The following is a 26530-nucleotide window of genomic DNA, read 5'->3' on the forward strand; positions in this document are numbered from 1 at the left end:
TTTTAATTTAATAACGTGCCGGAAAAAATAACTATCCTTTACCTCGATGATGAGCCTAATAATCTTATGGGCTTCAAAGCATCTTTCAGGCTGGATTACCAGATACTGACTGCCGTAGACATGCCCGGTGCTTTGGAACATTTGGAAAACCATCCGGAAATACGTGTTGTTTTTTGCGACCAACGGATGCCCGGCTTTACCGGGGTCGACTTTTTTGAGGAGATCAGGATAAAGTATCCCCTGCCCGTACGCATCATGCTGACGGCATTTACCGATGTAGAGGCCATTATAGGCGCGATAAATAAAGGAAACATATTCAGGTTTGTAAAAAAGCCATGGACAGAAACGGATATCCGCGGCGCCATTGCCGAGGCCGACAAGTTTTACCTGGCCAACTCCATGCTCATTCTTAAAAACAAAGAACTACAGCGGGCGTATACCGAACTAAACAAGTTTGCCTATAGTGTTAGTCACGATATCAGGGGCCCCTTATCCGGCATTATCGGGGCCATAGACTTGGCTAATGAGATAGACGATATCACCGAGATCAGGGAAATGCTTTCGCTGGTGAAAAAATCGGTTAATAAAATGGAGGCTTATGTATTAAGCATGCACGATTATTATAGCCTGCAACGTGGCGAGTTAAAGATAACAGCTATCGATTTTGACCAGATCGTCGGCGAACTAAACGCGATCTACTCGGTATTGGCGAAAGTAAACGGCGTAAGCTTTACAATCACAACCAAAATATGTGAGGTATTCAGAAGCGATTATGCGTTGTTGAGGCTTATCTTTAGTAACCTGCTATCCAATGCCTTTAAGTACCAGGACAGGAACAGTAACCATAAATCTGTAGAGGTGATCATCGAGGTGAACAATAATGTCGCGAAAATTTCTATAAAAGATACCGGGATAGGCATCATATCCAACCACGTTACTGAAATATTTAAACTGTTCTACAGATCTAATTCACTGGAGGTTGGATCGGGTCTGGGTTTATACAACGTTAAAAGCGCATTGGTAAAACTAAACGGAAAAATAGAGGTAGATTCTGTTTTAGAACAAGGTTCCACTTTCGTGGTAACTATTCCATCAATTGGGTCTTAGAGGGTGATAAGACCTAACAGGTAAGTTGTTTGTAGAAATTCATTCAGGCTCGTGCCCCCATCTACTGTGCAAAGCGATGTACGCCATCATTAATCCCTGATAACCGGGCTAAAAAAACAGAAAGGCCAAGTTCAAAACCCAGGCCCTCCTGTTCAATATTTTAAAACTATTATAATCCTTCTCTCACTACTATTTGCCCGCCTTCACAGGTATCAATATACCGGGATATAATACGCCATCGGCTTTCAGGTTAAGACCTAACAAGTGCGAGATCAAAGGCGCTACATCTTCCTGGCCTATCAGTGGTAATACAACACCTTGTTTAATACCCTTGCCGAAAGCTACAAAACCGGTTTGTATCTCTTTAAAGTCGGTAGGCATATAGCCATGTGTACCGCCTTTTGCCGCGGTTAATAATTCGCCACCGGCTGTAGCGCCAAAGCTAATACCCTGGTAAGCTGCAAGTGCCAGTGCCGCGTTGGGGTCGCCTTGAGCTTCGGTAAGTGCTTTCTTGTCAACAACGTGAAATAATTTTTTTACAGATAAAGGCAACTCATTTAAAGCTTTGTTAACTTTTTCAAGCGTTGCTTTGTCTTTAGGGTCGCGCAGGTGCAAAAATGCCGAGCCGCCGCTGGCCTGGAAGTAGGCTTTCCAGCCATCTTTGTTCGCATTATCATACAGCCCCAGCTTCGCCAGCATTACATTAGGGTTAAACTGTGTATGGATATCAACAAATCCATGGTCGCCGGTAATGATAAAAGTGGTATTATCGTTTAATCCGGCCATTTCTACGGCATCCATAATGGTTTTAACAGCCACATCAACACCAACCACCGCCGAACGAACTTTATCGCCATCGCGACCCTGTTCGTGCTGAAAATGATCGGTAAGCCCGATATGGATGGCCAAAAACGCGGGTTTGTATTTACGCAGAATGTAAGCAGCCATGCGTGCCTTGTTCTGGTCGTTAGTATAATCGTTAAGCGCCGCGCCATATTCGCTGATTTTGCCTATGGCATTTTCCTGCACTTCATCAAATAACGATTTGGGGTTCGATTCATCGTACAGCGCCTTAATCTCGTCTTTCTTTTCACCCTTATTTTTTGGCAGAATGACATATTCGGGCAGGTTATAATCTATCGGTGCACCAACGGTAACCGGCCAACTTACACCGGCTGTAGTTAAACCGGCATCTTTAGCAGCTGTCCATAAGGTAGGTACTTTGATATCCTTATAATACCAAAACCATTTGCCCGTAATACCTAAAGGCTCAACCGGGGTATTGTAATAAATACCATGTTTGGCAGGTAACACCCCGCTTATAATGGTGGTATGTGAGGGGTATGTTACTGTAGGGAAACTTCCGCGGACACCCTCGGCATAAGCACCCGTATGCATGCCCTGGCGAATGTTCACCATTCCCCATGCCGGGTCGAGGTAAAACTCCGGGCGAAGGCCGTCAATACTGATCAATACTACATGTTTTTCCTGCGCTTTGGCCATTGAAGTGGTCAACAGGCAAATGATAGCAAGGCTTTTAAATATTCTTTTCATTATGTATATGTTTTATTAAAATAGCGGTACGGTAAACTGGCTGTCGCCATCTGTTTCGTTTTCGTTGGTGTAGGCCGAAAAGGTTTTTACGCTTAGTTCATTCTTTTTTATCGAGAATTTATATAAACGCATCAACCCGTTACCGCCATTGGGACGGCTTTGGTAATCGTTTAAAAAAGTTTTTATGGTATGTCCGTTATATACATCGGTACGGTAGCCTTCGCCGTTATCGCCCACGTGGCCGCACAGCATCATAAACAAATTAGCATTACCCTTCAAAGCCTCATAAATGGCTTTGCCCGAGCTGTTAAACGGCGCAGGTGACTCATTACTCCCCTTAACCGGGTTAAAATGCAGTATGGAATGGCTTACCACAATGGCCTTGCGGTTGGCATTTTTTTTTAGTATTTCATTAGCCCAGGCATACATACCGGCCTGATCTTCGTTGAATACATCATACTCCAAAAACACAACGATAAAATCTACGCCGCCTGCGCTAAACAGGTCGTAATGGCTGTCGTTGTTATTACCGTAATGACCACCATAATAAGGGCGACCTTCAAAATGCGGCACGCCAAAATATTTATTGTAAAAATTGGTAGTGCCTTTAACCGGGTATTGCGAAGGATGCTGATCATGATTACCAACCGCTAAACCATAAGGGATGCTCACCGGGTTTTCAAGTCCGTATAACGCGGTCTTGGCCAAATACCATTCCGAACGTGCCGTAACCGGGTTATCGCCATGTTCGGTGATATCGCCCATGTGGGCTACATAAGCAATGTTCTCCTTCACCTGATTTTTTTGGATCCAGGCTATCTGTGCTTTAAACATATCAAAGTTACCGCCCAATTGCGCCTGTGCCAGGTAGTATTGCGTATCGGGTATCACCGCTATGCTAAAGTCGCCCGGTTTAACCACGGCGGGTTTCCCCGGTGTATTTAAAACCGTATCGATAAACACAAAGGAATGATCTGCCCTGTCGATATGTATTGCGGCGGCATGCGCGTTGGCTATCATTAATGCGCCGCTTACGCCTGCTAATAATGTTCTTTTAATATTTTTCATATCCATGTTTTGAGGCAGTGTATGGTAATCCGGCAGGAAAACGCTCCTGCCGGATCAGAGGGAAAAATAAATTAGTAACCCGGGTTTTGGATAATGCCCGATGGGTTAAGCTCTACTTCGTACTGCGGCAATGGTAGTATCAGCATATATGGCTGTACATTGTAAGCGTCAGACGAAAGGTACGATACCTGTTGTTTCAGCTTCGCGCCGAAGGCATTGATAACGCTTATCGCTTTATCTGTGCGTACCAGATCGTGCCAGCGGTGGTTTTCAAATGCCAGTTCAACACGGCGTTCGTGGATGATGGCATCGCGAAGCGCGGCCTGACCTGTAGTTGTCACCGGATCAAGCCCGGCCCTGCGGCGTACCTTGCTCAATGCTTCCATTGGCGATTTGCCTTGCTCGTTCTGCGCTTCGGCCAATAATAACAACGCGTCGGAATAGCGGTAGATCGGGAAATTATCGTTTGAACCATCAGAAGTAAGGAGCGGCGCGTGCAAATATTTTTTGATATAAGGCACGCCAACCTTACCGGCTGTAGGCACATAGTTAACCACGCTTTTATTAGCCGAATAGGTAAAGAGGTTACTGGCGGTGTACGTGCCTTCAACTATGCCTATAGAGGCATCCAGGCGTTGGTCACCGGCCTCGTAACTATCAATAAGGTCTTGGGTGGGGGTGTTCCAGCCTGCGTTGCCGCTGTTGTTAACAGTAATGCCGGTTAACACGGAGGCATTGGTAGTACGTGGCAAAAACTGCGCAGTAAGCGGGTTTGGTGTAGTACCCAGCGCGTTACCCTGCAAATATTGCACTTCAAATAACGATTCCTTGCTGTTTTTATTGGTCGGTGAGAAGGCATCGGCGTATTTTTCGTTCAGGTCATAACCCATACCGGCCAGTGTGTTAAGCAGTTTTTCGGCTTCGGCCCATTTCTTCTGCGTAGCATATACTTCAGCCAGCAGCATAGTAGCCGAGCCTTTAGTGGCCGCGCCTGTTTGCGGAAACTTAGCCGGTGCTGCTAATTCATTGATAGCGTCGGTAGCATCTGCAATTATCTGCTGGTAAACCGCGTCAACAGGCGTGCGGTTAATAAAAGCCTCTTCCGGACTTTTAACCTCCTTCAAAAACAGCGGCAACGCGCCAAACAAACGTACCAATTTGAAATAATACAGCGCACGTAAAAATTTGGCCTCACCGTCTATAGGCGCTTTCACGGCCGGGTCAAAGCTCATAGGCGCTAATCTTTCAATAACGATATTGGTACGTGAAATACCATTGTAGCAATGTTCCCAAACGGCGTTTGCATAGTCATTACTTGAGTTATTGGTAAAGTCCGACAGGTTTTCGCGCTGCAAATAAGCAGTACCACGGTTGCTTGGGTATGGCTGGTAAATGGTATTATCCGAGTGCATTTCGGAGGTGAAGTAGTCGTTCAGCAACACGTTACGTAACGGCGCATACGCGGCTATTACCGCTTGCTTAAACTGGTCTTCAGTTTTATAAAATGTATTGCCGTTGTACGAATCTTCGGGGGTTAGGTTAATGAAATCCTTTTTGCATGACGAAACCGATATTACAAGCGTCGCGAGCAGTATATATACTTTTTTCATGTTGTATGTTTAATTAGGTGGCTGTTATTTAAAAGTTGCTGTTAAACCGAACGACAGGGTTCTGGGAATAGGGTAAGCGTTTTCATCAATACCTATACCCAGCGTTGGATCCTGGCCCGCGAAGTTGATCTCGGGGTTTAAACCGCTGTAACTGGTAAACACAAATGCCTGTTGTACCGAACCATAAACACGCAAGCTGCTTAATACCGAATTATTCATATTAAAGCGGTAGCCCAGCGATATATTTTTAATGGTGAAGTACGAACCATTTTCAACCCATTGCGAATTCACCTGGCGCCCCATAGCGGTAGTACCTGTTTTGGTACGCGGATAAATACCCGAACCCGGGTCTTCAGGCGAACGCCATCTGTCGGCTGCGGCGGCCAGCATTACACGTGAGCCATCCATATTGGTTTGGTACGCCCATTTGGCTGCATTTAATATTTTGCTGCCTACCGAAAACGAAGTATGAATATTCAGATCGAAATTTTTGTAAACGAAGTTATTGGTAAAACCGCCGGTGAAAGTTGGCGTAGGGTCGCCGATAAAAGTACGGTCGTTCACATCATCAATTTTACCATCGCCGTTAATGTCTTTAACTTTGATAGTGCCCACATCAGATGCTGTACCATATTTCGGCGAGTTGGCCAGGTCTTCCGCGTCTTTATATAATCCCTCAAACACGAAGCCATAAAACTCACCGAGGTGATGACCTTCCTGCTGGCGGAAATAATCAGACGATACCGTGTTGTTACGGCGGATAAAGCCTGGGTTAACCAATTTTTTGATGATGTTCCTGTCGAAAGAAATATTGAAACTGCTGGTCCATTTCAGTTCACCGGTAAGGTTGGTACTGTTTACTGATATCTCATGGCCCCATAACGAGATCACACCAACATTATCCAGTATACTTACAAAGCCCGATGCCTTTGGTATCGGACGGTTCATGATCAGGTCGTCCGAGGTTTTGCGGTAGTAATCATACGTAATATGCAGGCGATCTTTTAACAGTGATAAGTCAAAACCTATATCGAACTGCTTATTGCGTTCCCAGCTTAGCTCGGTATTTTGCAAACGGTTGATGGTTTGCCCCTGAACAGATGAACCGCCGTTTACATAGTAATATTTACCAATGGTAGCCTGCGCCTCGTAGTTGCCAAAGAAGTTGTTACCAGTTATACCATAGCTGGCGCGAATTTTAAACAAGTCGATAAAAGAGTAATCTTTCATAAAGTTCTCATCGCTAACAATCCAGCCCGCTGATACCGATGGGAATGTGCCATATTTTTGATTATCGCCAAAGCGCGAAGAACCATCGCGGCGAACAGCTCCCTGCAATAAGTAACGGCCTTTATAATTGTAGTTGATACGGGCTATGCTTGATAACAAGGAATAGGCAGTATAGCCGCTTGTACCCGCGGTGATGGTTGAGGCGGCAGAAAGGTAAGGGATCTCATCATCCGGAAAACCTTCACCGGTTAGCGAGTTGCTGCTGCTACTGAATTTTTGTACCGAATAACCTGCCAGCGCTTCGAGGTTATGATCGCCAAAGCTTCTGTTATATACAAGGTTTCCTTCCGCAGTGTACGAACCGTTATCAATTGAACTGCTTGTGCCGGTAGCTTTACCCGGTGTAGATGTTACCACGCCCGATTGAAAGTACTTACGTGTTTCGGCACCCTTATCAACAGCAAAATTGGTTTTAAGGCTAAGGCCTTTCAAAAACTCGTAATTAAGGTACGCGTTACCTAAAATACGGGTAGTTTTATAATCATCTTGCGTAAGATTGAACTGCGCCAGCGGGTTAATGTAGGCCACCATACCCGGTGAGTAAGTATCGCGGTTATAAGTACCATCTTCATTATACGGCGTTTTTAGAGGACTTGCCTCAAATATACGCTCGAACAAACCACCTACACCATCGGTATTCAGGCGGTTGTTATGATCAAGGCGATAGCTTGGCGCAACGTTAAAGCCCACCTTCATTTTGTTATTGGCAAGGCTAAGATCGTGATTGATGCGCAGCGAATACAGCTTGGTGCCCGTGTTGATCAAAACACCCTGCTGCTCCTGGTAACCCAATATAACCGATGTTGAAGAGCGCTCACCTGCCGAACGCACAGTAAGATCATAGTTTTGGATAGGTGCCGTACGTGTGAGCAGTTTATACCAATCTGTACCCTTGCCATATTGTTCTGGGTTAAGATATTCTTCCGGAGTTGGGGTGGTATAATTGGTTTCATATTTGCGGGCATCCTCAAATTTCTCTTTCATGTATTGAGCAAAACCCTGGGCATCCATCATTTTTGGTACACGTTCTGACGGTATTTTCTGCACGCCGTAGTTGGCGTTAAATTCTATCTTGGCATCGCCGGGTTTAGCGCGTTTAGTGGTGATCAAAATAACACCGTTTGCCGCACGTGAGCCATAAAGCGCTGTTGCAGAAGCATCTTTCAGTACACTGTAGCTTTCAATTTCAGACGGATTGATGTTATTGATACTCCCTGTTATAGGGTTACCATCTACCACAAAAAGCGGCTGATTACTGGCATAAAATGATGCCGCGCCACGTATCCTGAATTCTACACCACGGCCGGGCTGTCCGCTGGTTTGCGCCACGTGTACGCCCGCAATTTTGCCTTGTAATTGCTGCGCGAACTGGTTAACAGGCATGTCCTCTAACTGACGGGAGTCCAGCTGCGCGATGGAGCCGGTTACTTCACGTGCGCGTTGCTTACCGTAACTTACGGTTACTTCTTTTAACTGGTTGCCTGCGTTCAGCCTCAGGTTTACAACGGTGGTTTGGTTGCCCTTAACGGTTATGCGGCTCTCGCTTGGATTATAACCAATAAAGCTTGCTGTGACTGTGTATTCGCCCTCGGGCACGGTAAGGCTGAAGTTTCCGTTAACATCAGTACTTATACCGTAAGTGGTACCCTTTAATTTTACCGATGCACCGGGCAGCGATAACCCGTTTTCGTCGGTCACCTTACCGGTTACCTTGCCCGATTCCTGTTTGAACAACAGTATGTTACCGGCCTGTTCTTTAAAGCCAATGTTATGTCCGCTAAATATGGCCGACAAAATGGTTTCGAGCGATTGGTTACTGTAATTCCTCGGGTTTGCCGGTATTTCAGACAGCTTCAGGTAATTGTTGTCATAAGCAAAGGTTAAACCGGTTTTATTCTCCAGTTTTTTAATAACAGATAACAGGTTCTCGTTTTGAACGGAGATATCCACACGTTGTTTAACGCCCTGGGCACTAAGGTCGGTTGCCCTTACGGATAGCAGCGCTGTTATAGATATGGAAAGTAATAAACAGGTGATACGCATAAACTGTCTCCACGTTTTTGTATAAAAAATCATATTTTTGAATGGCTTTGTAATTAATACTAAATGAGTTGCTAAGCATTGCAGGCAAGGTCGGCAAACCTGTACCTGCGTAAATTTTAATACCGGTTTCCGGAGCAACGGAAGCCGGTTAATTCTCTTAATAGAGCACTACTTCATTCCCCTCCTTTCTGAAATGCGTGTTATGAATAATGCTGATGGCATTGAGCACCTCGCTTGTTTGCATACCGCGTTGTAAGCGAAGCGTAAACTGGTAATGATTTACTTTTTGATTGGCGGGCTTTAATTTGATATTATAAAGATTGCTCACCACAACCGCCAGCTCGGCAAAGCTGGCCTGGTTAAGGTAAGTACGGCCATCGCGCCAGCCCTGGCTTTGGCCAACGTCGGCATTGTGTTGATTGTAAATATGGTTGTCGCGGTTGAACGAAAGTTCTTTAGCGGGTGTGAGCATAGCAATGGTACTATCGTTAAACATTACCGCTACCTTACCGGTGGCCACCCCTACCCGCACCTCGGGCATACCCGAATAGGCACTGATATTAAAGGACGTACCTAATACCTGAACCTGCAAGCCGGGTACATAAACCCTAAAGGGGCGTTGCACATCATGTTTTACTTTGAAAAATGCTTCGCCGTTATCAATATATACTTTACGGAAACGGCCGCTAAAGTCTTCGCTTATCCTTACGCGGCTCATAGCATTTACCCACATCACCGAACTATCCGGAAGCATTACTTCTTTCAGTTCGCCTGTGCCCGTTTTTACCATGTTGAATTTTTCGGGAGCCGCCGGTTTAAAAACCGAATAACCCAGCCATGCCGCGCCGATAAGGAGCACAACGCTTGCGGCAATACGGTAGAAGAAGTTTAGGCGTATGGTTTTTGCAGCGGTTTGCTTGTGTATATTTAGCTGAATAGCCTGTTTTATGGCAGCTGATTTTACCGGGTCACTTACCTGGTTTTCTTCGGGCTGATAGGAGCGGTACCACGCTTCAATGATCGCGCGGTCGGCCTCGCTGGCTGTACCGGCTTCATATCTTTGCAGTTTTTCTTTAAAATTATCTATGTTCATCCTGTGGTGTTTCAGTTACATGTCGCTGAAAACCGCCGGAAGTACTTATAATTACCGTTAAACTTATATTAATTAATTGTGAAGCAGAGCAATAATGATGGCCAAATAAGTAGCCTGCTTTTCGGGATGCCTTTCGATGATCGTTTTCCGCAACCTGCGGGATACTTCGGCCGTGTAGTTTTTTACAGTTTGTTCGGCTATGCCCAATTCGCCGGCTATAGCTTTTACCGTTTTATTTTCGCTGCGCAGGCTGTATACTTTCTGTAACATTTCGGGCATGCGGTCAACTGCTTCGGCAAGGGTCTTTTCCAGTTCAAGATAATCAGCTGTAGTGTCTACAGCGCTTTCGAGGTATTCTACACGGTGCATGGCATCTTCAAGCCTTACCTCGTTAACCTTACGTGAGCGAAAGTGGCTGATCACACTTAAGCGCACCGCGCTAAACAAATAACTTTCCAGCGAAAGTTGTACAGTTAAAACATCTCTGCGTTGCCATATATTAATAAAGAGCTCCTGCACAATATCCTGGGCTACAGCATCATCGCCAACACGCGCAAAGGCAGCGTTATACAGCCGTTCCCAATAGCGATCAAACAGGAGATCGAATGCAGCGTGGTCGCCATCCTTAATCAAGTATAATAATGTAGTATCTGATTGTGGCTCCTGAAACATATCAACGCCAAATTTACCACGCCAATGTTAAGTTAATTTTAAGAAATACACATATTGTTCGGGCGGTTTAACGTCTGTCCGCTTAAAATCAGGACGCGGAACGTAAAAAATACCGAAAGAACTTCATGTCAACCCAAACCCGTAAATGCGGAATTAGTGATTATACATTTCCTGCAAAGTTGAAGATATTTTCCTGTCGGAGAAAAATCAAGAGACACAACCTGATCATTTTTCGCATCCTACAGGAAATTCTTAATAACATAATCAGCATGCTCAGGCCAGCCTGAACACTATTTAAAGATCAGTTATTGCAGATTTGGTAATAAAAGAAGTTATCATTGCAATAGAAAAATCCATATGTCAAATTTATTTAACAGATCATATCTCCGTTTAGGGATGATCGCACTGTTGTTTATTTTGCTTACAGTGAAATCAAATGCGCAGATTCCAACTTATCCGGCTCATGCGTGGTCGGCAAACTGGATAGCGGTGGCTGGCAACACGGGAACAGAGTATGGCATTTACTACTTCCGCAAAAATATCACCTTAGATTCAAGGCCCGCCACTTTTAAGGTATATGTTTCTGCCGACAACCGATACAAATTGTATGTTAACGAAAAACTGGTTTCACTGGGGCCAACCCGTGGTGACATGTACTCATGGAATTATGAAACAGTTGACCTGGCACCTTACCTTAAACAGGGGAAGAACACGGTTGCTGCGCTGGTTTTCAATGAAGCACAATTTCGCCCGGTAGCGCAAATCAGTTTCCGAAGTGCCTTTATGGTTCAGGGAGAAGGTAAGAACGAAGATATTATTAATACCAATAAAACCTGGAAATGTATACAGGAAAAAGCCTACCAGCCGTTCCCGGGCTGGTTCCCGATTGCTGCCAGCAAAGGCGAAATAGTAGATATGAACAAGCTCATCACGGCCTGGAAAACAGCTGACTTTGATGACAGTAAATGGAGTACCCCCGAAGAGCTTTTTGAGGCGCAGCCCAAAGGCCGCGGTGATGGATTTGGCTGGATGCTGGTACCTTCGCCATTACCGCAGATGGAACTGATTAATCAGCGAATTTCGACCTTGCGAAAGGCAACCGGTATGGAAGTACCTTCCGGATTTCCTAAAGTGAAAGTTCCGCTGACCATTCCGGCGAATACAGTTGTTAGGTTACTATTGGATCAGGATACATTAACTAATGCCTACCTGAACCTTGCTTTTAGCGAAGGTAAAGCCGCAAGTATTACAGTGAGGTATGCGGAAACATTATATGAAAAGCGTACAACAGGCCGAAGACGGAAAGGCAACCGGAATGAAGTAGAGGGAAAAGACTTCTCCGGTCGTGCAGACAGTCTTATCTCTAACGGCGAGGCCGGGCAAACGTATACAACGCTAAACTGGCGTACCTTCCGCTATCTTCAGGTGACTATCAGAACCGGCAATACACCCCTAACTATCGATGATATTTATGGAACCTTTACCGGGTATCCTTTTAAATTGAAAGCTACATTAAACACTGATGATAAAGAATTAAAAGAGATTTTGAGTATAGGCTGGCGTACAGCCCGTTTATGCGCAGGGGAAACTTATTTTGACTGCCCTTACTATGAACAGTTGCAATACATTGGTGATACACGCATACAGGCCATGGTATCCTATTACAATGCAGGTAACGATACACTTGCCCGCAATGCCATCAATCAGATCGATAATTCCCGTTTACCCGAAGGCATAACACAAAGCCGATGGCCAAGCAATGGCAACCAGATAATACCGGGTTTTTCATTGTGGTATATTGGTATGTTGCATGATTACTGGATGTACCGTAACGATGAAAATTTCATCAAAAGCAAGCTTGCCGGGGAACGGGCTGTTCTCGGTTTCTTTGAACAATACCAGCAGGCAGACGGATCACTAAAAGATGTACCCTTCTGGACATATGCTGATTGGGTAAACGGCCATGGATGGGACGGTGGTAACGCGCCCAAAGGAACCGACGGCTGTTCTTCGGTATTAGATTTACAGTTTTTATGGGCCTACCAGTGGGCCGCGCAAATGGAAGCTAAACTGGGTATGCCAGCCTATGCTGATCAATACCATAAAAAAGCGGAGCAACTCACACAAACCATCCGAAAAAAATATTGGGACGAACAGAAACAACTTTTTGCAGAAACGTCGGCGAAAAACTCATTTTCCCAGCATGCCAATAGCCTGGCTATATTAACCGGCGCTGCACCTGAAAAAAGTTGGGCTGTATTAGCAAATAAAATGCTGCATGATACCACACTTGCCCAATGTTCCATCTACTTTAAATATTATTTGCACCTCGCTTTAGCGAAAGCAGGCTTAGGAGACCAATACCTTTCCTGGCTTGACGTGTGGCGGGATGATATGAAACTTGGCTTGAGCACCTGGGCTGAAGAACCCGATCCACAGGTTAGCCGATCAGATTGTCATGCCTGGGGAGCCAGTCCAAACATTGAAGTTTATCGCACAATCCTTGGAATTGACAGCGATTCTCCCGGCTTTCAAAGCATCCGGATAACGCCGCATTTAGGTGAAATAAAAAACATTAGCGGTTCAATGCCACATCCGAATGGTAAAATAGATGTGTTTTATACAATGAAAGAAAGTAAATGGGAGATCAAGATCTGCCTTCCTGAAGAGACGTCCGGGACATTTATCTGGAAGGGGAAAAAGCATCAGTTAAAAGCCGGCAAAAACACGTTTACGATTTGAGTAAAGGCTACATTGCCAAGTTTTTCTATAACAACGCAGCAAAGTTTTTTCGTCTCAAAAAAAGCAATTAACGCCTGATAGGATTTTAAAACGCTGTATATAGTCAATAAACTTGTGCCATAAGCTTTAAAACCCACCATTTGCTTTTATTTCTTCTATTTGCTGCCTATGGCGATCACTGTGCGCAGCAATTAGTAAAATAAACTGATAACTATCATAAGTACCAACAGGCAGCACCACCACGTGATTGCGCAGATCAATCTTTGTGTTTTTTACAAAAGCGATCAATTTTGCACGGTTGGCCTTAAATGCGGTTAAAGCCTCCGCAACGGTTTTATAGGGCGAATTAGCGGGCTCCAACGCGGTAAAGGTTTTTGATTTATGGGTGCGGTCTTCCACGGCCTTAATCAGCTCATCATCACTAAATTTAATATCGATCCGTTTCCCGGGATTGGGTGCCTGTGTTAATATCGGTTCGGCCATGGCCCAAAGTTCTTTTTCAGCTGCGGCAATGTGTTTGATACATTCGGCCACGCTCCACTTATCGGCAGCCGGTTTATAGTTTAGTTGCGTTTCGCTCAATCCCTTCACCGCATCAAAAACGGCAGAGTCGGTCTGTGTCAATAATAGGATTGCCTTTTCCCTTTCTTGTGAGGTAAGCATAGTGGTTATTTTTTGCTGCGCCCTGGCATTAAAGTGTATTAATGCATATAGTAAACAGATGGTTATCTTTTTCATAACCAAATGTACCGACCATAAAACATACAGACAGGGTGGTATTTAGACATTCTAACGGGTTGATTTGGACATTATAAACACCTTATCTTTATACGATTAACAAGTTTATTATGAAACACCTGACCATCCTGGTGCCCAACGGCGAAAATAATCTGAGCAGTATTGTAGGCGCTTATAAAATATTCAGCCGGGCCAATGCCTATCGTAAACCGGTTTTCCAGGTCGAACTGGCCGGTATTTCAGCAAGTGTAGATTTTTACGGTGGGCTGTTCACGGCAAAGCCTCATAAGCATATCTCCGAGATCAAAAAAACGGATCTCGTTATCATTCCCTCGCTGAACCATAATTATGAGCAATCTACTGCCGTTAATGGCGAATTGATAGCCTGGATCGATCAACAGTACAAGCAGGGTGCGGCGGTAGCAAGTATCTGTACCGGCGCTTATTTACTGGCGGCAGCGGGCTTACTTGATGGTAAAAGGTGTTCTACGCACTGGTCGGCAGCTGATCGCTTAAAAATATTATACCCTAAAATCAATCTGCAAACCGATCAGCTCATCACCGATGAGCAGGGCATTTACACCAACGGCGGCGCATACTCATTCCTAAACCTCGTTATATACCTGGTAGAAAAATATTACGACCGTGAAACCGCTATCTATTGCGCCAAAGTTTTCCAAATAGAAATTGACCGCAACAGCCAGTCTTCCTTCATTGTTTTTAAAGGACAAAAAACGCATAACGATGAACTGATCAAAAAAGCGCAGGGTTTGATCGAGAACAGTATTCAGGAAAGGGTTTCCACCGAGCACCTGGCCAATACATTGGCCATTGGAAGACGCAACTTCGACCGCCGTTTCATTAAAGCCACTGGTAACACTCCTACTGAATACGCGCAACGTGTAAAAATAGAGGCTGCCAAAAAAGCTTTTGAAACCAGCCGCAAAACCATCCATGAAGTTATGTACGAAGTTGGTTATACCGACCTGAAAGCTTTTAGAGAAGTATTTAGGAAGATCACCGGACTTTCACCATTGGAATACCGTAATCGCTATAATAAAGACGCTGTTTAAAAAGAAAATCCTCTTTTCGTTTGCCATAGCTGAGAGCCTGCTCCTGTAATACGGCTAGTTTGATATTCCGGAAAACCTAACCATGTAATTCGAAGAACTACATGGCATCGCTTAATATCATTCTTTTTAGAAATGCCAATTGCGTATCAAATACCTGATATGGTTAACGTGTTATGAAACAAATTGCGCGCTATTTTTGAGTAAGGCGATCAATCACTTCGGTATGTCCAACAGTCACCGGCAAGCTAAAATAAAAGGTAGAACCTTGCCCGGGTTCGCTTTCAGCCCATATTTTCCCTTCATGGCGTTTGATGATCTCGGCACAGAGGTACAGACCGATTCCAAAACCGGAAATATGTCCCTGAATTTCTGCTCGGAAATACCGGTCAAACACATGCTTCATGTCATCAGGTTTAATGCCTATCCCCTCATCGCTTACCGCAATAATTACCTGATTTTTTTCGGCACTGCAATTCACGGAAATTTTTGAGCCCGAAACGGAGTATTTTACCGCGTTACTGATCAAATTATTCAGCACCTGACCAATTTTATCCCGGTCGGCAAATAACTGCGTGGATGTGTTACAGGTAAATTCGATACGGTGTGTCGTATTCATCGGGCCAACTTCGGCTGCTGTCTCGGTAAAAAGCTCCTGTACATCAAAATAAGTCTTGGTAATAGGGATTTGGCCCGACTCCAGCCTTGAAACGTTAAGAAAACCGTTGATCATCGAGGTCATCTTTTTCACCTGCTTCATAGATTGTTCCAATGAGCGTTGGCTAAACTGATCCTCTGACTTACCTAACTTGGCCTGCATTACCTGGATGTAAGCACTGAGTGAGGTTAGTGGTGTTTTTAGCTCGTGACTCACCATTCCTATAAAATCATTCTTGCGCTGGTCTTCCTCTTTAATACGCTGTATATCGGTTGTTGAGCCAACCCACATAGTGATCTCCCCTTTTTCGTTCAGTATAGGTGAAGCGATATTGAGGTGCCAGCGGTAATTACCGTTTATATCTTTAAACCGCATTTCGCTTTCAAGCGCCATACCTTTTGCCGCGGCTTCAGTTAGTTGTACCTGAAAAAGCGGAATCTCATCAGGATGCATCATTTGGAGATAACCAAAATCACGCAGGTCTTCAAAACTCATACCTGCATAATCCAGCCATTGCTTATTAAAAAAAGTAAGCTCACCGCTGGGCAGCGCGTTACTGATCTTGGCGGGCACCAGGTCGGCCAGGTAACGGAAATGCTTTTCACTTTCTTCTATTTTTTGCGCGGCCAGGTGTTGCTCGGTAATATCCATTACTACACCCGTAAACGCTGAGAAAGCACCTGAAGGATCGGCCTTCAGGTTTCCTATGGCACGTAACCAGCGCAACCTGTTATCGTGCAAACCAATTACAGGATAAGTAACATCATAGTCGCCGTTATGATAGATAGCATTCTCCAGTTTATTTGCCACATAGCTGCGGTATTCTTCGGTGATCTGTGCTATGGCTTGTTCTATCGAAAGTTCCTCATGAGGATAATAGCCGAATAACTCTTTCAAACGGGCATCGGTAATAAATTCACGAGTGCCCGAATTGATAAACCAGGTGCCAAAATTGGCGGCATCAATGGCTAAACGTAAGGCAATTTCGCTTTCCTCAATCTTTTGCCGGGCCTCCCGCAGTTGTTGGTTAACAATAGCGAGTTCATTGTTGGTCGCGGTCAGTTCTTCGTTAGATGCGGCTTGCTCCTCGTTGGTAGCAACCATTTCTTCATTGATGGCCTGTAATTCTTCGGTGCTTTGCGCCAAAGCCTGTTCCATCTGTTTTCGCTCGGTAACATCGCGGGTGGTACCGGCTACAGCTTCCACCTCACCTTTATCGTTGAGTACTGGTATTAAAATATAATCATAGATACGTCTGCCCAATACTGCATGCGGAAAAGAAACTTCCCCGCGTACAGACTGCTTCGTTTCCTTAACCTGGTCAATCTCCCTTTCGTGCATCGCGGCATGCCACTCTTCATAACCGTTTTCACGCAAGCCTTTTCCAATGGCAGTATCCCATGTTTTTCCCCACATGGTCAGCAAAGCGCTGTTGGCGTAAGTAAAACGGTAATCCAAATCCCATACATACATCAGGTCGGGCGTGCCGGAAGTTATCGTTTCGTAAACCCGTTTTTGCTGATCGGTTTGCTCCCTAACTGCCTGCAAATCTTCTTCAATTTGCTTACGCTCGGTAATATCGCTGGCCATACCGAACCATTCAACAATTTCGCCCCGATTATCCAAAATAGGAACCGCCCGCGAAAATGTCCAGCCCGGGGAACCATCGGCACGTAAAACCCTGTGCTCTAACTGAAATATCTTTTTAGTACGGATAGCCTCTTTGATGTTCGCGTTTACCTTTTCCAGGTCATCAGGGTGCACGTTTTGCTTGCGCCATCCTGTTATAGGCTTATCGGTATCTTTTAAAAAACCGCGCCCATCCAGTTCCCGCATCACTTCCCAATCCGCGCTTAAGCTATATATCACATCAGATGTAGCGGTAACCAACGCGCGCAGGCGCTCTTCGTGTGCGGTAAGAGTTCGCCTTTCATTCACCTGCCTTGTGTTTTCCATCACCCATACAGCAACCTTAGTCACCTTATTGGCCGCGTTAATCACCGGCGCATAAACAAATGTAACAAACACCTTCTCCTCACGGCCCCGGCGAATCAGCATCAGTTCCACCTCATTAGCATGGTAGGCTTCACCTGTTTCAATAACTCCGGCCATCGCAGCCTCATAATCTGTACGCGCTTCAGCGAAAGCGTCCCAATAGAATTTGCCGAATATGGCCTCGTAAGGTTTGCCGGCCACTTCCAGAAATTTATCGTTGACGATCTCCGCGATCAGGGTATCTGCATCAATTATGCAAATACCGATAGGCGCATTGAGCACGATATTGCGTAAGTCTTCTCCATCGGTTAATTGCATAGGCGGCGTAGCAGTTATTAAGTCAGCAAAATAACCAAAAAATTATGGTTTTGTTTAAAGGTATGCTACCTGAGCAATTACGACGTCACTCAGTTTTGAATAACCTTATCCCTCCTACCCGAATTTCGGCAAGGATATTGACTACTATTTGCGTAAGTAAATACGAGCACTGGATGCTGATCTGCGAATCTTATAAAATTAAGGCCGGGCGACAAAGAACATTTTTTTGTAGCAAACATGTATCAAGCCCCCCAATTGCCGCATGCTTTGGACGACCAAAATATAACGATAGCTATTATTAACGTCACCTTTGCCACACTGGTTGGGCTCAACGCTCCCTTGAGAATAATAAGAACGAAGAAAAGGTGAAGAAATTTGTGAAAGCTTACCAATCAGAAGAAGTGAATCAGACCGCCATTAAGACCTTCAACAACCGAGCGATAAAAGGGTGGTAGAAAGCGCATCCACTCTCATGACAATTAACGGCTCTTAAAAGTGCCCAAAAGGATAAGTTAGCCTCAAATTTTCTATTCATAAAAAAAGCGCCCTCGTTTCTCAGTCGGGGGCACTTAATGGTAATTAACTGTAGTTATTAACTGATATAAAGAACGAAGAGGTTTAAATTGGTATTTATTGTCTTTTTTGAGGTAGTAACACCAGCTTGATATAGTTTTTTCCGTTCAGGTATTTGCCTGCCACATCTTTTACATCCGCAGGGGTAATCGTGTTTAACTGTTGAATATAGGTGTCTATTTGGTTCAGATCCTCCTTGTTCTGTAATTGGCTGCTCAAATAACCCAGCCAAAAGCCATTTGTTTTTATCGCAGTTTCTATAGAACGCTGCGTTTCAGCCTTAAACTTATCTACATTCACTTGTGCCGGGCCTGCTGTTTTTATCTTCTCTATCTCATCTAAAGATGAAGCGATCAGCTTATCCACATTTTCTGGCGCGCAACCGAAGCTTACGGTCATGCTGAACCTGCCTTGCGGCAATTTAGTTGTATTCAAACGTACGCCCGGCGAATACACGCCGCCTTCATCTTCACGCAGGCGCTCCAACAGCCGTATCTGTAAGGTTTCCTTAAGGGCATCCATTTTCAGTTTGCCGGCAAAACTGTAATCGAACGCACCCGAGAATACGAGATTAACTGAAGCTTTTGGCTCGGTACCCTTGTACACTATCTTTTCTATTTTCCCTGCCGGGATGTTGATGTTCAGATCCTTAGCCTCTTCCACGTTACCTGTGGCCGGCAGACCGCCAATATATTTCTCTAACAAGGGCATAATAGTTACGGTATCAATACTGCCTACAAATACAAACGTAAAACCACGCTCACTGGCAAAACGCTCTTTGTATATGGCATATGCCCTGTCCAGGTTCATCTGGCTGATCTTTTCGATAGAAGGCGCGGTTCGGCGTACACTGTAATTACCCAATACCGCGCTAATGGTATCCTGGAAAACACTGTTCGGGTCGTTTTGGCGATTAGCCAGGCTTGCCTTTGAACGTGCTATCATCCCCTGGAACATCAGCGAATCTTTGCGTGGCTCGGTGATGTAGCCGTACATTAATTGCAGCGCCGCCTCCAGGTCATTATTAACACTGCCACCGTTTATGCTTTGTGTGCATTCAGTAACAAATACCTGAACCCCCAGTTGCTTTCCCGACAGGTATTTTTCCATGGCCGTAGTATTGTAATTACCCACGCCGTAAGACGGAATCATGTTGGCAGCGGAAGCCGACTGATAATCGGCATCCTTGTACAAGGATGTGCCGCCCGGTGCGAAACCACTGAAAGATATTTCGTTGTTCTTAAAATCAGTCGGCTTTAACAAAACCCTGATGCCATTGCTCAGCATGAGGGTGGTAATACCTGATTTACCGTCCCTTTGCTTGCTCACGATCTTACCTGCTACCGGTTCGTTCTTTAATATGCTTTCGGTGCTGGTTTCATCTTTGTAAGCTGTAATTCCCTCGTTCTGAATATCCTTCATCCAGTTTTTTACAGTTGCTTCTGTTGGCAAGCTTGCTTTATCTTTTTCCGGTGCCATCAATAAGATATCACGGTCGGTTGTTTTAGATACGGTTTTTGCCAGGCTGTTCAGTTCGGTAAGTGTGATGCCTGCCAGCTCCTTTTTCACGAGGTTAAATTCGTAATCAATACCCGGTGCGGCGGTGCCATGCAAAAAGTATTGCAGGTACTCGTTCACGTAACTGTCTGATGGTGTTTTATTCTTTTCCTTTTGTATCGATTCAACCTGATTGTAATAGCTGGTTTTGGCGCGTTCCAGTTCAGTAGCTGTAAAACCAAAACGTTTTATACGTTCGTTCTCGCGCCAAACGGCCTTAAAGCCTTTTTCCAGTTCGCCGGGTTTAGCGGTTACCGATATGCTGTACGCGTCGAGCCCGCCAATAAAGCTATTGATGCCCGCGCCGCCGTTTAAAAAAGGTGGATCTGCCTGGCGTGTTAACTCACCGTAACGTTCGCCAAGCATTGTGTTGAATAATTGACGAACGATATTTTGCCGGTACTGCGCAACCGTATGCAGTGGAAGTTCAGGTTGTTTGATCATCAGTTCCAAACTTGTCACCGGCATTTCAGCATCAGTTACCGCGATGAACTGGTTCTTCCCGGTAAGGGGAACGGTATATTTGGTTCGGGGTTTTTCTTTAAGCGGATTTTTCAGGTCGGCAAATTTCGCTTTAATCAGCTGCTCCATCTTAGCTACGTCAATATCGCCCACTATAATGAGTGCTTGCAGATTAGGGCGGTACCAATCCCGGTAATAACGTTTAATAGCTTCGGGTTTAAAATTCTTCAATACCTCTTCCGTTCCTATCGGGAGGCGGTTGGCATACCTCGAATTGTTGAGTATAACCGGGAAATATTTGGTGCGCATGCGGTCGCCGGCACCTTTGCCTAAACGCTTTTCTTCCAGCACCACGCCGCGTTCCTTATTGATCTCGGCTACATCCAGCGTTGCGCCATGTGCCCAGTCGTGCATAATTTCGATACCGTTCTTCAATATTGCAGGATCATCTGACGGCAATGGCAACTGGTACACCGTTTCATCAAAACCGGTATAAGCGTTTATATCGGCGCCAAAGCGTACACCTGCTTTTTGGAGGTAATTCACCAGTTCGTTTTTAGGAAAATGCACCGTACCATTAAAGCTCATGTGTTCCATAAAGTGAGCCAATCCTTGCTGGTCGTCGGTTTCCAGCAGCGAACCTACCTTGTTTGCCAAGTAAAAAGTTACCCGGTTTTTAGGTTCCTCGTTATGCCGGATGTAATAGGTAAAGCCGTTGGGCAGTTTACCCGTGCGCACCGCGGCATCAAAGGGAATGGTTTGCGCATTTGTATGTAATGAAGAAAATAAAATACATGTAAGCGCCAGCATATAAGGCTTATTATTAAATTTTAAAGGCATAATTATTTTAATTTAATCAGGACGTTAGGTAATAAATTAGTTTTCAAGCAGCTCCAAAATCCCCTCATTTTCAATGATCATCATACCATGACGGTCGGCGGAAATGCCCGGTTGCAATTGATAAGTGTAAGTAGGAACAGAACCGTTCATTATGGTAGGCAGGTAAAGCGACTGAATATTGCTTTGCTGTTTTAATATTTCTCCGGCTTCAATAATATGGGTAGATACAATGAATAAGCAATTTCGATATTCGCTGAAGGCAGCCGTTACCGCCAGTGTGGCATCATAAGCATCCTTTACATTAGTCCCCTTAAACAACTCGTCGAATATGATCACCAAGTCCTTCCCGTTGCTCACCTCTTCAGCCACCTTTTTTACCCTTAATACTTCTGCATAAAAATGACTTAAACCCATATCAAGGTTATCAGGCACATTAATGGATGTATAAATCCCTTGTTTAACTGAAAATTCCATATCGCTTGCCGCCACAGGGAACCCCATGTGCGCCAGATAAAGGTTGATACCAAAGGCTTTCATGAAGGTGGATTTGCCTGCCATGTTCGCCCCGGTTAAAAAAATGAGGTTGCTATCTTTATGAAATGATACCGGGTTGGCTACTGCTTTATTAATATTAGGGTGCCTGAGGCCGGTTGCAGAGAAGATGTTGGCTGCATTGGGCAAAGCCTTTGCATAACTAAAACTTTTATCTTTTGCCAAATTAGCTACAGCCAGATACACATCCAACATATAAAATGTATTCATTACCGTTTGCAATGCTGAACGCAGCGTATACTGCAACAGGTGATTATACCTCGCTGTTATTTGAATGGAATATGGGGCGTTGCCAATTTGCGCTTTTTCCAGCCATTGCAGTTTAGGCTGGTTCAATATATTTTTTACGGTTTGCAATTCATCATAAAAGGGATGCTGCTGTTGTGCTTCTTCCAATTGGCTGATGAATGTTTTGCATTGGTAAAGCACGGCTATCGTTTGCTTTAAGCCGCTTTGTATCTTTGGATACTCTTCATCTCTTACTATGGTGGCCAGCATTTTTTTATAGGCAAGGGAAAGCAATATCCCCGGAAAATATTTACCGCTGGTGCCGCTAAGGTAATTTTCCATAGCGCCGAACTGCTCATTGCTGAACGGAAAAGCGGTATGCCTGCTTTGAAAATATTGAAAGGTTTCGCTGCGTTTATTGATCAGTTCCGGATCTGTCATCGGGGTTTGAAACATCTCTTGGAGCAACTTTTCTCCACCCGCTGTTTTTACTTTGTTAAACAGGTTAAAAATGGAATGCTGATTGTACATGCCCAGCAGGTTCATGTCTTCAAGCGTTTGTTTATCGGCTATAAAACTCATTTGGTATTTGCCTCCTTTCTGTTCTTCAACATATCCAAAATGCCTTCATTGTTGATGATGATCATCCCGTGCCGGTCATCGGTTATACCGCTTTCTAACGTGTAGGTGTACACAGGAGTAGTTCCCTTCATTTTGGTAGGCAGGTACTTAAAGCTGATATTGCTGTGTTGCTTCAGCACATCGCCTGCTTCTATAATATGGGTAGAGATCACAAACATGCTGCTGCGTTTTTTTGCAAAGGCGCTGGTGATGGCTATAGTAGCTTCATAAGCATCCTTTACATTGGTACCCCTGAACAGCTCATCAAAAATCACAAAAATGTTTCTGCCTGCGCTCAACTCTTTGGCAATCTTTTTTATCCGTAATACCTCTGCATAAAAGTGGCTCGCCCCTATCCCCAAATTATCCGGCAAGTTGATGGTGGTATATATTCCGTCGAGCACCGAGAATTCCATTGCTGCGGCAGCTACCGGGAAACCCATGTGTGCCAAATACATAGCTATACCAAGCGATTTCATAAATGTGGATTTGCCGGCCATATTGGCCCCTGTTAAAAAAACCACGTTGCTGTCGGGTGTGATATGTATGGTATTGGCTACCGCGTTCTTTAATTGCGGGTGATAAAAAGCCTCTATATTGATAAGGTGATCCTCTTTTGGCAGCGCCTTCGGGAAAATATAGTTGCGTTCAGTAGCTACTTTGGCTACGGTGATGTATACATCAAACTGGTAAATATACCGCAGTAGTTGCTGAACCGTGTCCCGGTGGCGAAATCGTAGCGTTAGATCGTAAGCGGCCAGCTTCTCATGCGGTAACTTATTTTTTGAGCCGTCCTGAAGCAATGAACTGATGGGTTCTGTACTTAATAGCTTTTGGGTGCCGGTAGTTTCCGCATCATTTTGAAACGGACTGCCGGGTAACAGCAAAACAACATTCAACAGGTTGTTCAACAATTGAATGATCTCTATCAATGCGCTGATCCCATTAACGATCTGCTTATAATCCGCATTAGATGCTACCAGGCTCGTGAGCATTTTTTCCAGTGACGGTTTTTCTGCCGGGAGCTTTGTTCTTTCGTCTACATTCGTCAAATATTGCTCGGCCTGATCAAAAAGTTCTGAACTGAAGGGAAACACCACTTTCATGGTTTTCAGGTAACTGATCTTCTCGCTGCGCGCATTGATGGATTCCGCATCCGAAAGCGGGTAACGGAACATATCTTCCAGCAATTTAGATCCATTTACCGTTGCTGTACGGTTAAACAGGGAAAGGATTGAATCCGTTCCCTGTTTGCCGTAAATGTTCAGGTCTTCCTGCGTTTGCTTGTCTGTTGTGAATAACATACTTATTTCCTTTTACGACGGATTAAAAAGATGGCCGCGAATACCAGGATAATACCGGGGATCACGTAGATGTACACGATCTTTAAAAAAGAAACATGGTCGGTGCTTACCGTTACACGATTATCTTCGGAATCCGGGCGCGAGGCATCTACAGGGTATTGACCATAGTTCAACCAACTGAACAAGGCGGTGCTGAAATTAAAATTAGACACCATAGGCTCATATCTCCCTAACTCTAAATTACTTAAGAAATCTGCGTCACCGCTAATAAAGATGCGCTGTTGCCTGCCGTTAATTTGGCGCGTTAAGGCCAATGCGGTAGTAAAGGTTTCTTTCGATAGATTTTTTACGGTTGAAGACAGTTTCGATTTTTTTGCACCCGGTTTTGAGCCATCTGCCGGCATCGGCATTGCCATAGCAAAACCACCGCCGCCTATGATTTGTACACCTCCGCCCTGCGATGAGTTAGCCTCCTCTTTGGTATTAACAATATCCAAATCAGGGTTTCTTCTCATGGTGTTGCTAACAAATCCGGCTTTGGTAATCAGCAATGGCTGCATCTGAAAGCCGCTGGTATCGCGGTAGGATAATGCTGCCGCGCCATTGGCAGAAATTGGCAATGTATCTACCGAAGGTTTATCCAATAACTTGGCAAAACTGATGGCAGCTTTAGTTAGCTTAGGCAGTACTAATGCAGGCGCGTAATCTTCACTTTGCTGTATCAGCATACCATTGGCCAGTTGTACCCCTAATGTTTTAAGTAATGGGTTAAGCATTTGTTGGCGGCCGGGCTCTCCGGCTATCAGCAAGTTTCCTCCTTTAGCAATGTAAGCCTTTATTTTTTGGATGGCCTGCGCGCTTAATTCATTCTGTGGATCAGCAATTACCAAAGCTTTAATGTTATCCGGGATTTCCTGTGTAGCTAATGAAATCGTATCAACATCAAAACCCTGGTTGATGAGCGCATAACGGAACGTTTTTTCACTGGTTACCGTTTTATATTCCCTGTCGCCTTTCTTGTTGGTTTTGCGTTCGCCGTCGCTGGTTACAAAAGCAATCCTTGGCATTTTAGCTTCCAGTAATCTTTTAAAAGCAGCAGACACTTCAGCTTCCATGGGCCACACAATCTGGTCATTAAATATCCGCAGAAAAGTGGTTTTGCCTTTGTAGGTCAGCTTCATCACAAATCGGTTCAACTCCGGTTTCAAATCAATTTCCTTTTTAATCTGTTCCGGTGTTTTGAACATATCCATGCTCAAATCTGATCCTTTTGCCCTTTGCTCAGCAATTTGCTTGATGGTTTTGCCTTTGTACGACTGAAACAAATCATATCCTAAAGCAAAAGGCATATCATAATAGTTCACAAAATGAAATTCTATATCGGGCTTAAAACGCAGGTATGGCTCCCATCTGCCTAAATATTCATTGCGTTGTTCGGGTAATCCAAACCATGAGTAGTTATCCAAAAAGTTATTGTATGCTGTAACCTCCAGTTTACCATCACCCAATTCCTTAATTATCTGCTGTGCTTTTGGCGTTAATGTATTGTCTTTATTTGCCGTAGTATCCCAGTAACCGATAAGGCTTGGCAGAGAAGTTACGTACCCAACAATTAAAGCCGAAACTACTATAGCCACATAGCGGCTTGCGGAAATATACCAGGGCTTTGTTTCGCGCCCCGATTGTAACTTATAAATGGTGAGGCCCAGAAAGATATATACAATAATTACAAAATAGATCACATCCTTAGTAGTGATCAAGCCCCCAAGCATGTGACTGGTACGCCCCGACAGCGACAGGAAATAAGTTAGATCGCGAACAAAATCTATACTCTGCCACAGGGTGCCGATATAACTAAGAATACCGATCATTACAAACGTGCTTACCGCCGCAACTATCTGGTAACTGGTTAAGCTCGACATAAACAGACCAATGGCCGAATAAGCACATAGCAATAAATAAAAGCCCAGCCCGGCTGCCAAAAGCATCCCATAATCTGCCGACTTGATATCAATAACACCTGCCATCATAAAAATGCCTATTACTAATAACAATATGACACTATAGGCCATCATGGCGAGGTATTTGCCAAAAACAATCTCTTTTATTTTTACGGGAGATGAATACAGCAGGCTGATAGTCCCCCCGTTAATTTCGCGGCTGATGAGACCCATGGTTAACAAGGGGATGTATAAATACAGGTTTTGCATGATACCATTAAACAAACCGTACGGACTGGTAAACACATTATAGGTTAACTGTTTCATGTAGTTTAAACCCATGCCTCCCATTTCCTGCTGGCTGGCATAATTGTTTATCAATTTGGTATAGGAGATAGCGCATTGTACCATAAAAGCGATGGTTAAAAACCAGGCTATAGGCGAGTAAAACAGGTTACGAAGCTCTGCTTTAGCTATTTTAAACGTTAATTTCAT

15 protein-coding genes are annotated in these 26530 nt (G+C 44.5%); 3 read left to right on the plus strand and 12 right to left on the minus strand.

From position 1 onward, the window contains the following. The first annotated feature begins 15 nt into the window (after window positions 1-15). On the plus strand, window positions 16-1107 hold the full coding sequence (locus AC07NA_RS14855) for a sensor histidine kinase (RefSeq protein ID WP_494898352.1): 1092 nt from the start codon (window positions 16-18) through the stop codon (window positions 1105-1107). Window positions 1108-1296: 189 nt separating this feature from the next. Here the strand turns inward: AC07NA_RS14855 and AC07NA_RS14860 are convergent, their stop codons facing one another. The 6 genes from AC07NA_RS14860 to AC07NA_RS14885 all read right to left on the minus strand — a co-directional run bounded on the left by AC07NA_RS14860 (window position 1297) and on the right by AC07NA_RS14885 (window position 10437). After that, entirely contained in the window at window positions 1297-2661 is a 1365-nt protein-coding gene (locus tag AC07NA_RS14860; RefSeq protein WP_494898353.1) for an alkaline phosphatase family protein, read from the minus strand. Window positions 2662-2676: 15 nt separating this feature from the next. Beyond that, window positions 2677-3729 carry a metallophosphoesterase gene (locus tag AC07NA_RS14865; protein ID WP_494898354.1) on the minus strand — a complete coding sequence of 351 codons (1053 nt, stop codon included), beginning with the start codon at window positions 3727-3729 and terminating at the stop codon, window positions 2677-2679. Between the two features lie 71 nt (window positions 3730-3800). Beyond that, window positions 3801-5339, minus strand: coding sequence for a RagB/SusD family nutrient uptake outer membrane protein (locus AC07NA_RS14870; protein WP_494898355.1), 1539 nt, complete (start codon window positions 5337-5339; stop codon window positions 3801-3803). A gap of 24 nt (window positions 5340-5363) precedes the next feature. After that, window positions 5364-8672: a SusC/RagA family TonB-linked outer membrane protein gene (locus AC07NA_RS14875; protein ID WP_494898356.1), complete on the minus strand. Its 3309-nt coding sequence runs from the start codon at window positions 8670-8672 to the stop codon at window positions 5364-5366. A 157-nt stretch (window positions 8673-8829) separates the two neighbouring features. Then, complete coding sequence (locus AC07NA_RS14880; RefSeq protein ID WP_494898358.1) at window positions 8830-9765, minus strand: FecR family protein; 936 nt, start codon at window positions 9763-9765, stop codon at window positions 8830-8832. 72 nt (window positions 9766-9837) lie between these two features. Then, window positions 9838-10437, minus strand: coding sequence for an RNA polymerase sigma factor (locus AC07NA_RS14885; protein WP_494898359.1), 600 nt, complete (start codon window positions 10435-10437; stop codon window positions 9838-9840). A gap of 357 nt (window positions 10438-10794) precedes the next feature. Between AC07NA_RS14885 and AC07NA_RS14890 the strand changes: the two genes are divergently transcribed. Further along, window positions 10795-13179 carry an alpha-L-rhamnosidase-related protein gene (locus tag AC07NA_RS14890; protein ID WP_494898360.1) on the plus strand — a complete coding sequence of 795 codons (2385 nt, stop codon included), beginning with the start codon at window positions 10795-10797 and terminating at the stop codon, window positions 13177-13179. 126 nt (window positions 13180-13305) lie between these two features. Here AC07NA_RS14890 and AC07NA_RS14895 read toward each other — a convergent pair whose 3' ends face one another. Continuing rightward, complete coding sequence (locus AC07NA_RS14895) at window positions 13306-13917, minus strand: DinB family protein (RefSeq protein WP_494898361.1); 612 nt, start codon at window positions 13915-13917, stop codon at window positions 13306-13308. A gap of 110 nt (window positions 13918-14027) precedes the next feature. On the opposite strand from AC07NA_RS14895, the gene AC07NA_RS14900 reads away from it, so the two are divergent. Continuing rightward, window positions 14028-14990: a GlxA family transcriptional regulator gene (locus AC07NA_RS14900; RefSeq protein WP_494898362.1), complete on the plus strand. Its 963-nt coding sequence runs from the start codon at window positions 14028-14030 to the stop codon at window positions 14988-14990. Window positions 14991-15180: 190 nt separating this feature from the next. Here AC07NA_RS14900 and AC07NA_RS14905 read toward each other — a convergent pair whose 3' ends face one another. From AC07NA_RS14905 to AC07NA_RS14925, 5 genes are all read right to left on the minus strand, one after another. Continuing rightward, the gene (locus tag AC07NA_RS14905) at window positions 15181-17958 is read right to left on the minus strand and encodes a PAS domain S-box protein (RefSeq protein WP_494898363.1); all 2778 of its coding nucleotides are present in this window, start codon (window positions 17956-17958) and stop codon (window positions 15181-15183) included. Window positions 17959-18588: 630 nt separating this feature from the next. Further along, window positions 18589-21390 carry a M16 family metallopeptidase gene (locus AC07NA_RS14910; RefSeq protein ID WP_494898364.1) on the minus strand — a complete coding sequence of 934 codons (2802 nt, stop codon included), beginning with the start codon at window positions 21388-21390 and terminating at the stop codon, window positions 18589-18591. Window positions 21391-21426: 36 nt separating this feature from the next. Continuing rightward, window positions 21427-22752 carry a MutS-related protein gene (locus tag AC07NA_RS14915; protein ID WP_494898365.1) on the minus strand — a complete coding sequence of 442 codons (1326 nt, stop codon included), beginning with the start codon at window positions 22750-22752 and terminating at the stop codon, window positions 21427-21429. Then, entirely contained in the window at window positions 22749-24095 is a 1347-nt protein-coding gene (locus tag AC07NA_RS14920) for a MutS-related protein (protein WP_494898366.1), read from the minus strand. The genes AC07NA_RS14915 and AC07NA_RS14920 overlap by 4 nt, the downstream gene beginning before the upstream one ends. Window positions 24096-24097: 2 nt before the next feature. Further along, window positions 24098-26530, minus strand: coding sequence for a Gldg family protein (locus tag AC07NA_RS14925; RefSeq protein ID WP_494898367.1), 2433 nt, complete (start codon window positions 26528-26530; stop codon window positions 24098-24100).

The organism is Mucilaginibacter sp. GW821-FHT07G05, assembly GCF_059418565.1.

Bases quoted from the DNA above. Each gene is read 5' to 3' on its own strand.
- AC07NA_RS14900 (WP_494898362.1), top strand. From the start codon at position 14,028: ATGAAACACCTGACCATCCTGGTGCCCAACGGCGAAAATAATCTGAGC.
- AC07NA_RS14870 (WP_494898355.1), bottom strand. From the start codon at position 5,339: ATGAAAAAAGTATATATACTGCTCGCGACGCTTGTAATATCGGTTTCG.
- AC07NA_RS14915 (WP_494898365.1), bottom strand. From the start codon at position 22,752: ATGAGTTTTATAGCCGATAAACAAACGCTTGAAGACATGAACCTGCTG.
- AC07NA_RS14880 (WP_494898358.1), bottom strand. From the start codon at position 9,765: ATGAACATAGATAATTTTAAAGAAAAACTGCAAAGATATGAAGCCGGT.
- AC07NA_RS14865 (WP_494898354.1), bottom strand. From the start codon at position 3,729: ATGAAAAATATTAAAAGAACATTATTAGCAGGCGTAAGCGGCGCATTA.
- AC07NA_RS14890 (WP_494898360.1), top strand. From the start codon at position 10,795: ATGTCAAATTTATTTAACAGATCATATCTCCGTTTAGGGATGATCGCA.
- AC07NA_RS14875 (WP_494898356.1), bottom strand. From the start codon at position 8,672: ATGCGTATCACCTGTTTATTACTTTCCATATCTATAACAGCGCTGCTA.
- AC07NA_RS14920 (WP_494898366.1), bottom strand. From the start codon at position 24,095: ATGTTATTCACAACAGACAAGCAAACGCAGGAAGACCTGAACATTTAC.
- AC07NA_RS14925 (WP_494898367.1), bottom strand. From the start codon at position 26,530: ATGAAATTAACGTTTAAAATAGCTAAAGCAGAGCTTCGTAACCTGTTT.
- AC07NA_RS14910 (WP_494898364.1), bottom strand. From the start codon at position 21,390: ATGCCTTTAAAATTTAATAATAAGCCTTATATGCTGGCGCTTACATGT.
- AC07NA_RS14905 (WP_494898363.1), bottom strand. From the start codon at position 17,958: ATGCAATTAACCGATGGAGAAGACTTACGCAATATCGTGCTCAATGCG.
- AC07NA_RS14885 (WP_494898359.1), bottom strand. From the start codon at position 10,437: ATGTTTCAGGAGCCACAATCAGATACTACATTATTATACTTGATTAAG.
- AC07NA_RS14895 (WP_494898361.1), bottom strand. From the start codon at position 13,917: ATGAAAAAGATAACCATCTGTTTACTATATGCATTAATACACTTTAAT.
- AC07NA_RS14860 (WP_494898353.1), bottom strand. From the start codon at position 2,661: ATGAAAAGAATATTTAAAAGCCTTGCTATCATTTGCCTGTTGACCACT.